Genomic DNA, 12,084 nt, shown 5'->3' with positions numbered 1-12,084 from the left:
TGTCGTTTGTTGTGGAATCGTAACCGGCGGAACCGCTGCCGGAACTGGACGGAACCTCGATGAAACCGATCATGCACCATTGGAGACGATTGTTGCCGGCACTGTTTTTCTGCCTGCTGCTCTGTCCCGCCGCCCCGGCCCGGGAGGCGGCGGCAGCGGACGACGGAACCGTTACGGCGCTGCGCCTCGCCATCAGCCGGCATCCCGCGGTACTCGGCAAGCTGGACGAACTGCGCGCCCTGGGTTTTGAACTGGAGTCGGCCGAGTCGCTGCGCTACCCCACCCTGTCGGTGCAGGCCAGCACCACCGGCACGGTTGCCGGTTCCACCGCGGCGAGCACCACCGGCGACCAGTACCACGCCATGGTTGCCGTGCTGCGCCAGCCGCTCTGGGTGGGGGGACGGATCGACGGCAGCATCGACCAGGCCACGGTCCGGCAACGGGCCGGCAAGCTCTCCCTGCTGGCGGTGCAGCGGCAACTCCTGGAAAGCACGGCAGCCACCTATGCCACGATCCAGGGGATACGCCAGCGGATCAAGGCGGCTGAACGCAATGTCCAAGAGCATGTGCGCCTGAAAACCCTCATCGCCACCCGGGAGCAGGGCGGCATCGCCTCCCGCGCCGACGTCAACCTGGCCAGTTCCCGTCTGCATCAGGCAGCAATCCAACTGTTGCAACTGGAGGCGGCGCTGCAGCGCGCCCACAACGAGTTGCGGGCCCTCACCCGGCAGCCGCTTCCCGCCGCCCTGCCGGTACCGGCCGAACTGCTGCTGCTGCCGCCCCACGCCCGAATCGTCGACGACGTGGAAAAGGTCTCCGCCGTCGTGGAACAGCGTCTTCAGGATGTTGAGCTGGCCCGCACCACCGCCGACCTGGCAAAGGCCAACATGCTGCCCAGCCTCTACGCCCGGATGGAACAGGACCTCTTTACCCAGGCCGGCAGCCGCAACCTGCCCCAGGGAACCCGGCTCGGCGTTGTGCTGGAGGGAACCGTGGAGGGCCTCGGCTTTTCCGGCTGGAAACGGGTCAAATCGGCGGACAGCCGGGTGGAATCGGCCAAGCGGGATGTGGAGGCCGCCCGCACCGAGGTCCGGCGGCAGGCGGAGTCGCTGCTGATCGATCTGAAGAGCCTGGACACCATCATCCGCAACAACGAGGCGCTGGTGACGTTCAACGAAGAGACCCTCGCCTCCTTCATGCGTCAGTACGATGCAGGGCGCAAGAGTTGGGTGGATGTACTGAACGCGCAGCGGGAACTGTCCGATGCCCGCCTCGCGCTGGAACAGGCGCGCAGTTCCCACCAGGAGGGGTCCCTCCGTCTGGCGGCCCAGTTGGGACAGCTCGATTCCCCGGCAGGAGTGATCCAATGAAAACGGACGGACAGGAAGAAACCGTCATATTCGGCGAAAGCGGTATGGCAACCCCCATCACGGCGGCGGTCCTGGGCAGGCTGCTGCTCAAGCGCGGCCTTGCCGTGCCCCCCGGCGAACTTGAACAGGCCTGCGCTGCCACCCAGCAGGAAGGCGTGGAACAGAAGCCGGCGGAACGGGTCTCCCGCATTCTGCTGGCTGCCGGCCTCAAGAACATCAAGGTGGCGCAACTGCGCTGGGAACGTTTCGATCATCGCCACCTGCCGGCGCTGCTGCTGCATAACGGCTGCTGGCAACTGGCGGAGCACGGCGACGCGGGTGTCCTGCTCCTCACCGCTGCCGACGGCACCGTCAGCCGGGTCGCCAACGGCGAACTGGTCGATGCGGTGGTGCTCTGGCTACGGGTGGAGCGGCCGGAAACCCCTGCCGGTGAACTGCTGAAAAGCAGCGCCTCGCAGATGTTGCTCAGGGAACTGCTGCGGGACAAGCGCTGGTTGCTGGAGGTCGGCGTGGCCACCGTGGTGGTCAACCTGCTGGCGGTGGCCACCTCCCTTTTCTCCATGCAGGTCTACGACCGGGTGGTGCCCACCTTTGCCTACGCCACCCTCTGGGCCATGGTGGCCGGCATGGTGATCATGGTGCTGCTGGACTGGGTGCTGAAGTTTATCCGCTCCCGCATCCTGGACGAGGTTGCCAAGCGGGTGGATATCGCCCTGTCCCAGCAACTCTACGAACACCTGCTGGATCTGCGCCTGGACAAGCGCCCCCGCAGCCTGGGCTCCCTGGCCGCCCAGATGAACGGCCTGGAAACGGTGCGCACCTTCTTCTCCTCCACCATCGTCTTCGCCATGACCGACCTCCCCTTCGGCCTGATGTTCATCGTGTTCATCGCCGCCATCGGCGGGATGATCAGCACGGTCTACCTGGCGCTGCTGCCGGTATCCCTGCTGTTGGGCTGGCTGGCCCAGCGCCAGCTGCGTACCCTTGCCCGCCTGGAAATCCAGCGGGGTCACGAGCGCCACGGCCTGCTGGTGGACACGATCCAGGGGGCGGAAACCATCCAGTCCAGCGGCAGCGGCTGGTTCTTCGCCGACCTGTGGCGCAGTATCACCGCGAGCATGGCCGCTTACTCCCTGAAGAGCAAGCTGATCAGCAGCCTCACCACCACCACGACCGCCACCCTGAGCACGGTGGGCTACGTTGCCGCCGTGGTGGTGGGGGTCCTGCTGATCGAAGCCGGCCAGCTCACCACCGGCGGCCTGATCGCCTGCACCATCCTGGGCGGCAAGGTGATCGGCCCCATCGCCCAGAGCGTGGGCATCCTGGTGCAATGGCAGCATGTGCGCGAAGCCCTGGAAATGGTCAACCGCCTGCTGGCCCTGGAGGGGAACCGCCCCGAGGGGAAAGTGCTGCTGGTCCCCGAAACCCTGCCGGACCGGCTGGAGCTTGAAGGGGTCCGCTTCGCCTACCCCGGTACGCCGGTGATACGCTTGCAGGTGGAGACCCTCGCCTTCGGACCGGGCGACCGGGTGGTGGTGATGGGACCCAACGGTTGCGGCAAGTCCACCCTGCTCAAGCTGGCGGCGGGGCTGTACAAACCGGCGGAAGGACAGGTAAAGCTGGGGGGGGCCGACATCTGGGAACTGGACCCGCAGGTGCTCGGCGAACGGATCGGCTACCTTCCCCAGGACGTCCATCTCTTTAAGGGGACCCTCAAAAACAACATCATGCTGGCCGGCGGCATCAACGATGCCCGCTTCCTGGAGGTTGCGGAACTGCTGGGACTCGACCGGGTAGCGGCGGACAGTCCCCGCAGCATGGACACGGAAATCAGCGAAGGGGGCCAGGGGCTCTCCGGCGGCCAGCGCCAGTTGACCGCCATCTCCCGCATCTTCCTGGCACGTCCGCGGGTCTGGCTGCTGGATGAGCCGTCGGCCTCCCTTGACACGGAATCGGAGGAACGGGTATTGAAAGCGCTGCAAAGCCACACCCGGCCCACGGACATCGTGCTGATCGCCACCCACCGTCCCCGCCTGCTCTCCCTGGCCAACCGGCTGCTGATCATGCGGCGGGGCCAGGTGATCGCCGACGGCCCACCGGCGGAGGTGATCCAGGCCATGCAAGCCGCCCAGGCCGCCCAGAACGCTTCCGGGAGCACACCATGACCATCATGCACGATCATACCGAACCGACATCCTCCCACGGCATGCGTCGTTCGCTGCTGCTCTGGACCCTGGTGGCAACCGTGGTCCTGCTGATCATCTGGGCCTCGGTCTACCACGTGGACCAGACCACCCGCGGCACCGGCACCGTCATCGCCAACAGCCGGATTCAGGTAATCCAGGCCGTGGACGGCGGCGTGCTCAAGACCCTGCACGTCAAGGAAGGAGACCAGGTCAAAAAGGGGCAGGTACTGGCGGTGCTGGACCAGATCCGCGTCGGGGCCTCCGTCAGGGAACTGGAGGCCCGCCTGGCCTCGCTGCGGGGCCAGGCCGCCCGCCTGCGGGCGGAGATCACCGGCGACCGCGATATCCGGTTTCCTCCGGACGTATTGCAGTTCCCCGAGATCGTCAAGGTGCAGCGCGCCCTGTTCACCCAGCGGCGGCAGAGCTTCCGCGAAGAGATGAACACGCTGCAGGTGGCGGTGAAGCTGGCCCGGGAAGATGCCCAGATCGTGGCGAAGCTGGCCACCACCGGCGACGTGAGCCGTTCCGAGGTAATCCGCAGCGAACGGGCCCTGAACGAAGCCGAAGCCCAGCTGGTCAACCGCCGCAACAAATACTACCAGGATATTCAGGCAGAACTGGCCAAGGCCGAGGACGACATCGGCCAGAACGCCCAGGTGCAGACCCAGCGCAACCAGCAGCTCTCCGACAGCGTTTTCAAAGCGCCGGTGGACGGCATTGTCAAGAACGTGCGGGTCACCACCCAGGGGGGCGTGCTGCGGGCCGGGGACGAACTGATGCAGATCGTGCCGGTGGACGACAAGCTGATCGTGGAAACCAGGGTCAAGCCGGCGGACATCGCCATGATCCGGCCGGGGCTCACCGCCGCCATCCGCTTCGATGCCTTTGACTACACCATTTACGGCGCCGTGGAGGGGAAAGTCACCTACGTCAGCGCCGACACCATCAAGGAAGAAAGCAAGTTCGGCGAGCAGAGCTACTACCGCGTCCATGTGGAAACCACCGACAACCCGGTGAAGAGCAAAAGCGGCAAGTCCCTGGAGATCCTTCCCGGCATGACCGCCCAGGTGGATATCCGTACCGGCAACCGCACCGTGATGCAGTTCATCCTCAAGCCGCTCAAGAAAACCCTCAGCGAATCCCTGGGAGAACGCTGACCGCGGATTCGCTGCCCGGAGGGACCCATCAGACAAAACGGGGTACGGCTATTCACCGCACCCCGTTTTCATTTTCATTTTCTTCCCTGCCGGCCGCCGCTCGCAGCCGTTCAATCCGCCGCTGCAGCAGGAATGTCTCCCGCTGCTCCGGCGGCAGCGCCGCCAGCCGCTCTTCCCCCACCCCCAGCCCGGCCGCGTTCAGCCGGGCCGTTGCCAGGGTCAGCCCCCAGTCCGGCGGCACCGTGCTCCCCGCCTTGTCCGCCGCCGATACCAGCGGCAAAATGGCGGCGATACCGGCCTGGTCCGCCTGGCGGGCCGTCTTCAGCCGGGTGGCGTCCCGCAGCTCCGGCCAGCGGTTCATCCGGGTATGCAGCCGGCAGCTCCAGGCCAGGGCCCGGCCCCAGGCCGTGGGCAGCCGCAACCGGCGGCAGAGCCGGCGGGCCGGCTCAAACCCGGCCTCGTCGTGACCATGATGCCGGGGGTACTGGGTCGGGTCGCTCTGCAGCTTGCCCAGGTCGTGCAAAAAACCGCAGAACCGGGCCAGGGGGTCGGGGGTCAGGGCCGCCGTCCGTTGCAGCACCTGCAGCGAATGGGTCAGCAAGTCCCCCTCGGGATGGTACTCCGGCGGCCCGGCCGGCACGGCAGACATGGCAAACACCTCCGGCAGCCAGTGGCGGCCCGCCCCCAGCGCCGCCATGCCGCTGAAAAACCGCTCCGGTTCTGCTCCGGCCAGCGCCTTCACCAGCTCCCGGCTGAACCGCTCCACCGGCATGCCGTCCAGTCCGTTCAGCACCTCCGGCTGAGCGGCCAGGGCCCGGGTCTCCGGCGTCATCCGCCGCCCCTCCGCCTCAAACCGCAACGCCCGGAAGAGCCGCAGCGGATCATCCCGGAAGCAGGACGCGGAACAGCTCCGCACCCGACGCTGCTCCAGGTCGCGGCGGCCGTTCAGCGGGTCCAGCAGTCTGCCGTTCGGGGTCAGGGCCAGGGCGTTCATGGTAAAATCCCGGCGCCGCAGATCATCCGCCAGGGAGCTTCCCTCCGGCAGCAGGGTCACCTCCACCGTTCCTTCCCCCGGCAGCGCCAAAAACCAGATCAGGGAGGTGGTGCGCCCCTGCACCGGTCGAAACCCCAGCCGCTGCAGCACCGACGGATCGAGCGTGGTCACCAGGTCAAGATCGCGACCCGGTCGCCCCAGCAACCGGTCCCGTACCGAGCCCCCCACCAGGTAGAGGTAGTCGTGACAGGGTGCGGGAAAAAGCTGTCCCACCAGTCTCAGTGGATCGTCCATGGTTCCTTCACTCGCAGAAGCGGCTCCTATCGATAGCGCCGCTGTTCAGCACGATCCCCGCCAGCTTGCCCCGCAGCTCCGTTTCGGCGCTTGCACGATTGTCACGGATGGGAAGAGCGGGCATGGCAGGCTCCAAAGGCAGAATGGCAGCAGTATACTTCACTGCGTGTGGAGGTACCAACGATATTGCCGGCAGCATCAAACCCCACCCGTTCCCAGTCAAGGGTCTGTTTCAATCCACGCCCGCCCTTTGGGACGGGCGCTTCCAAGCGCTTTCCACCGCTGAAATCGCCTTCATTATGGTTTCAATCCACGCCCGCCCTTTGGGACGGGCGCTTCTCTTCGTTGCCGCTGAGACCATCAGGCTTTTCCTGTTTCAATCCACGCCCGCCCTTTGGGACGGGCGCTTCGGACGAACAGTACCGCCAACGGATACAGAGCTTGCCGTTTCAATCCACGCCCGCCCTTTGGGACGGGCGCTTCCCACTGGCTGCGGCAAGTGGGTGGACGATCCTGATGTTTCAATCCACGCCCGCCCTTTGGGACGGGCGCTTCACAGAATATATAAAAGCTTTATCGGCATGGGTTTTGTTTCAATCCACGCCCGCCCTTTGGGACGGGCGCTTCTTTCTTGGCTTCTTGACGGCATCATCTATGTCTTGTTTCAATCCACGCCCGCCCTTTGGGACGGGCGCTTCATTTCGTCAACGAGTTCCTGGACAGCGGTACCCTGTTTCAATCCACGCCCGCCCTTTGGGACGGGCGCTTCGTTATGAAAAAGTAAAGGGAAGCACTAAATAATTGTTTCAATCCACGCCCGCCCTTTGGGACGGGCGCTTCACCCATTGCCGCGCCCGCTTCTTCGGGGTTCTGCTGTTTCAATCCACGCCCGCCCTTTGGGACGGGCGCTTCAAGAGCGTCTGAGGCCAACTGAAGGGGCTGTGATGTTTCAATCCACGCCCGCCCTTTGGGACGGGCGCTTCTACAGCCACTCGCTGAGTACGAAAGCCGATTCCGGTTTCAATCCACGCCCGCCCTTTGGGACGGGCGCTTCACACCGTGCTTGACGAACGCAGACACACCCCCGAGGTTTCAATCCACGCCCGCCCTTTGGGACGGGCGCTTCGTCCAGTATTATTCGTGGTCACCATCAGGCTCTGGTTTCAATCCACGCCCGCCCTTTGGGACGGGCGCTTCCGCTGGTTTCGAGATACAGTCCCTTCTCAATTCTATGTTTCAATCCACGCCCGCCCTTTGGGACGGGCGCTTCGGTTGCGGTGTCAAGCGAACAAAGTGCGTCAAAATCGTTTCAATCCACGCCCGCCCTTTGGGACGGGCGCTTCAGTGCGGTGCCCCCTCCATCAACGATCCTCGTCTGTTTCAATCCACGCCCGCCCTTTGGGACGGGCGCTTCGCGGTTGTTACGCCGTTTTCCTTAATAACTCCGGTGTTTCAATCCACGCCCGCCCTTTGGGACGGGCGCTTCGGCACGCTTGGCAAAGTTCGCCAGATTGAGGCTGTTTCAATCCACGCCCGCCCTTTGGGACGGGCGCTTCTTGCCGTTCGGATTCGGCGAATCGTACTGCTACAAGTTTCAATCCACGCCCGCCCTTTGGGACGGGCGCTTCATCACGTTCGACTTTAGTCAGCATTCTTCTACGCTGTTTCAATCCACGCCCGCCCTTTGGGACGGGCGCTTCCTCGTGCTGGTGTCCTGGGCGGCGGCCATGCCCTGGTTTCAATCCACGCCCGCCCTTTGGGACGGGCGCTTCCGAACCCGGAGGTAACGATCTGCTGACCGACCTCGTTTCAATCCACGCCCGCCCTTTGGGACGGGCGCTTCGGGAGTGAATCAACATTGGTGGGGGCATCGGGCGGTTTCAATCCACGCCCGCCCTTTGGGACGGGCGCTTCCAGACAAGGCCATACAGACACTGTTGCAGCAAGAAGTTTCAATCCACGCCCGCCCTTTGGGACGGGCGCTTCAAATTCCCTGCCAGGCAATATCAGTCACCGGGTTGTTTCAATCCACGCCCGCCCTTTGGGACGGGCGCTTCGCGAGAGCATGGGCGTTGCCGACAAGGACATGGAGTTTCAATCCACGCCCGCCCTTTGGGACGGGCGCTTCGAGACGACGACGGCGACTGCGACGATGCGAGAGCGGTTTCAATCCACGCCCGCCCTTTGGGACGGGCGCTTCTCTGCCGTCGTTACTGCTGCTGGCAACATCTACCAGTTTCAATCCACGCCCGCCCTTTGGGACGGGCGCTTCTCCTGTATCTCATACATGGATACGGCTCCGAACCCGGTTTCAATCCACGCCCGCCCTTTGGGACGGGCGCTTCTCACTAAGCTCCAGGTCGAACTGTCACGTCTACAGGTTTCAATCCACGCCCGCCCTTTGGGACGGGCGCTTCACCGCACCGAAATTAATCTAATCGTTAAAGACGGAGTTTCAATCCACGCCCGCCCTTTGGGACGGGCGCTTCTCCCGAAGAGGCCAAGCGCCGACAACGGGAGCGAGTTGTTTCAATCCACGCCCGCCCTTTGGGACGGGCGCTTCGGTGAGCAGCCTGGATTCTGGCATGTCGGTAACGTGTTTCAATCCACGCCCGCCCTTTGGGACGGGCGCTTCGGCGTAGTATTCCACCGGCACGGCCCGCAGCGCCAGTTTCAATCCACGCCCGCCCTTTGGGACGGGCGCTTCCGAATAGCAGACAGTATTGTGCGCCGGGCGATGTTGTTTCAATCCACGCCCGCCCTTTGGGACGGGCGTTTCTCGTTACCGATCCATCGAGCTATCCAGCCACATTGAGTTTCAATCCACGCCCGCCCTTTGGGACGGGCGCTTCGGAGGACGACGATGATTAAAGCGCCCTGGACAGCGGTTTCAATCCACGCCCGCCCTTTGGGACGGGCGCTTCGGTTGCGGTGTCAAGCGAACAAAGTGCGTCAAAATCGTTTCAATCCACGCCCGCCCTTTGGGACGGGCGCTTCCCGAGCAGTTGCAAAGGTTGAGAGTGCGATCCTTGGTTTCAATCCACGCCCGCCCTTTGGGACGGGCGCTTCCGCAGAACTGTGTAGACTATATTCCAAACTGAGTAGTTTCAATCCACGCCCGCCCTTTGGGACGGGCGCTTCTCGAGATCAAAGAGGTAGTAACAACGGTCCGGATTGTTTCAATCCACGCCCGCCCTTTGGGACGGGCGCTTCCTGTGTGAGTTAACCCATGTCCAAGATCGCTCTATTGTTTCAATCCACGCCCGCCCTTTGGGACGGGCGCTTCATGTATGTCTTTTATTCAATCCTGCTCCTGATGGGGTTTCAATCCACGCCCGCCCTTTGGGACGGGCGCTTCGCCGGATCGCCACCAACCTGGAACTGGTCAAGGATGTTTCAATCCACGCCCGCCCTTTGGGACGGGCGCTTCTTGGAGGTGGGTATGGATGCTGATTTTGATGCTGTTTCAATCCACGCCCGCCCTTTGGGACGGGCGCTTCGGTGAGGGACCCCCATCCAGAATTGGAGGGATCAGGTTTCAATCCACGCCCGCCCTTTGGGACGGGCGCTTCCATGTCGCAACTCGCAACCGCAGCAAAAGCAGCAGGTTTCAATCCACGCCCGCCCTTTGGGACGGGCGCTTCCTGAGCCAGGGCCTGTATGGCCTGTACCCGCCGTGTTTCAATCCACGCCCGCCCTTTGGGACGGGCGCTTCCCGAACCCGCCCCCTCGTGTGGCGTGGAGTTGGCAGTTTCAATCCACGCCCGCCCTTTGGGACGGGCGCTTCGTGTAACGTGCGTGCACAATCCGACCAAAAAACGTTTCAATCCACGCCCGCCCTTTGGGACGGGCGCTTCTCCAGGTCAACACGCCGTTCATGATGCCGTTTTTGTTTCAATCCACGCCCGCCCTTTGGGACGGGCGCTTCGGACGAGGCGGATCGTCTGCGTGAGGCCCGCCGGGTTTCAATCCACGCCCGCCCTTTGGGACGGGCGCTTCTGCTGATCTTGTAGCTGCGCAGCCGCAGGATTTCTGTTTCAATCCACGCCCGCCCTTTGGGACGGGCGCTTCTCGGTGGTCTCGCCGGTGACCGCACCGGGAGCAATGTTTCAATCCACGCCCGCCCTTTGGGACGGGCGCTTCGCTTTGAATTCTGGATCGTTGTTAAACCAGTCATAGTTTCAATCCACGCCCGCCCTTTGGGACGGGCGCTTCCGGGTGGGGTCGTCGAGCATGACCGGCAGGTTAATGTTTCAATCCACGCCCGCCCTTTGGGACGGGCGCTTGCAAAAGCATCCGTGATCAGGTAAGCATCTGAATCTGTGTTTCAATCCACGCCCGCCCTTTGGGACGGGCGCTTCGAGAATGGCTCTAAGATTGCCAGCTTCTCTCAAAGCTGTTTCAATCCACGCCCGCCCTTTGGGACGGGCGCTTCCGGGGGGAGGGGCGGGAACAGCCTCCCCCTTTTGAGTTTCAATCCACGCCCGCCCTTTGGGACGGGCGCTTCAGGTGGCGGATGTGGCAACCCGCGCAAACCAGATGTTTCAATCCACGCCCGCCCTTTGGGACGGGCGCTTCCTACCGCAGGCCGGGATTCACCAACTCAGATGACAAGTTTCAATCCACGCCCGCCCTTTGGGACGGGCGCTTCAAGATATTCTTCGTCTTCGACTCGCACCGGCTTTGGTTTCAATCCACGCCCGCCCTTTGGGACGGGCGCTTCTGGGCTGTGATCAGCTACAAGATTTTTATCATATTGTTTCAATCCACGCCCGCCCTTTGGGACGGGCGCTTCCGCCGGAGACGAAGTCGGTGGCATCGGTGATGGTGTTTCAATCCACGCCCGCCCTTTGGGACGGGCGCTTCCCCGCGAACGGGAGCCGTTTGCTTCGCTGATCATGTTTCAATCCACGCCCGCCCTTTGGGACGGGCGCTTCGGCCAGCCAGTGCATTGTAGCGCTCGACACCGGTGTTTCAATCCACGCCCGCCCTTTGGGACGGGCGCTTCGTAATTTTTTTGAGGCTAGATGTTGTGGTGAAAGTTTCAATCCACGCCCGCCCTTTGGGACGGGCGCTTCTTTGAGGACGTGGCGGTAGAAGTAGAGCAGGGCGTTGTTTCAATCCACGCCCGCCCTTTGGGACGGGCGCTTCGATGATGGGCTTTCCGCTGAAGCACACAGAAATCGTTTCAATCCACGCCCGCCCTTTGGGACGGGCGCTTCAAAGTTTCTTCTCGCATGGCTTCGGCACCAGCTTTGTTTCAATCCACGCCCGCCCTTTGGGACGGGCGCTTCTAATGGTTTATTTTACTTCTTGGGGCGATACTCCTTGTTTCAATCCACGCCCGCCCTTTGGGACGGGCGCTTCGGACGAGCCATGCGTGACTACAAAGATGTCATCGAAGTTTCAATCCACGCCCGCCCTTTGGGACGGGCGCTTCAATGCAGATGCCATACGGATTGGTAACCGACTGATTTAGTTTCAATCCACGCCCGCCCTTTGGGACGGGCGCTTCGACATCCAGCGGGCGGCACGATTCTACTATCTGCAGTTTCAATCCACGCCCGCCCTTTGGGACGGGCGCTTCACCGCCGCCAGTAAACAATGATAATTCCCGCATTTGTTTCAATCCACGCCCGCCCTTTGGGACGGGCGCTTCGTGAAGTCGGTTGTGGTCATCTTTGTTCATTAATTGTTTCAATCCACGCCCGCCCTTTGGGACGGGCGCTTCCTGAGTCCTTAAGGTTTCCGGGGGGCGTCAGTTGTTTCAATCCACGCCCGCCCTTTGGGACGGGCGCTTCCACCATCATGGGCTATACAGGCACTATTACCAGCAGTTTCAATCCACGCCCGCCCTTTGGGACGGGCGCTTCGTATGACCGGCGCAACTCCTTGATAATCTGCCAGTTTCAATCCACGCCCGCCCTTTGGGACGGGCGCTTCCGGCAGGATCAGAAGCGGACAGCTTTTTGATGTTGTTTCAATCCACGCCCGCCCTTTGGGACGGGCGCTTCTGGCAAAATGGGTCAAAGAAGGCGGGGCACTGCCGTTTCAATCCACGCCCGCCCTTTGGGACGGGCGCT

At 63.0% G+C, this 12,084-nt stretch carries 4 protein-coding genes and 1 CRISPR repeat array (1 of these 5 running past the window's edge); of the genes, 3 read left to right on the top strand and 1 reads right to left on the bottom strand.

The genetic code is table 11. The features are described from left to right. Positions 1–59 precede the first annotated feature (59 nt). The 3 genes from RAK07_RS04495 to RAK07_RS04485 are packed head-to-tail and all read left to right on the top strand — an operon-like array spanning position 60 to position 4,713. The gene (locus RAK07_RS04495; protein WP_305731646.1) at positions 60–1,370 is read left to right on the top strand and encodes a TolC family protein; all 1,311 of its coding nucleotides are present in this window, start codon (positions 60–62) and stop codon (positions 1,368–1,370) included. After that, positions 1,367–3,535 carry an ATP-binding cassette domain-containing protein gene (locus RAK07_RS04490; protein WP_305731645.1) on the top strand — a complete coding sequence of 723 codons (2,169 nt, stop codon included), beginning with the start codon at positions 1,367–1,369 and terminating at the stop codon, positions 3,533–3,535. The genes RAK07_RS04495 and RAK07_RS04490 overlap by 4 nt, the downstream gene beginning before the upstream one ends. Then, positions 3,532–4,713, top strand: coding sequence for an HlyD family type I secretion periplasmic adaptor subunit (locus RAK07_RS04485; protein ID WP_305731644.1), 1,182 nt, complete (start codon positions 3,532–3,534; stop codon positions 4,711–4,713). Before RAK07_RS04490 ends, RAK07_RS04485 begins: the two co-directional genes overlap by 4 nt. 52 nt (positions 4,714–4,765) lie before the next feature. Here the strand turns inward: RAK07_RS04485 and RAK07_RS04480 are convergent, their stop codons facing one another. After that, positions 4,766–6,001, bottom strand: a complete 1,236-nt coding sequence (locus tag RAK07_RS04480) for an HD domain-containing protein (RefSeq protein WP_305731643.1) — start codon at positions 5,999–6,001, stop codon at positions 4,766–4,768. A gap of 229 nt (positions 6,002–6,230) precedes the next feature. Further along, positions 6,231–12,084: direct repeats of the CRISPR family, unit length 37 nt; unit sequence GTTTCAATCCACGCCCGCCCTTTGGGACGGGCGCTTC (it continues 3,376 nt past the right edge of the window).

The organism is Trichlorobacter ammonificans (assembly GCF_933509905.1).
In the GTDB taxonomy this organism is placed as follows: domain Bacteria; phylum Desulfobacterota; class Desulfuromonadia; order Geobacterales; family Pseudopelobacteraceae; genus Trichlorobacter; species Trichlorobacter ammonificans.
The sequence above is the reverse complement of the archived record's forward strand: the minus strand, read 5'-3'. Positions and strand labels throughout refer to the sequence as shown.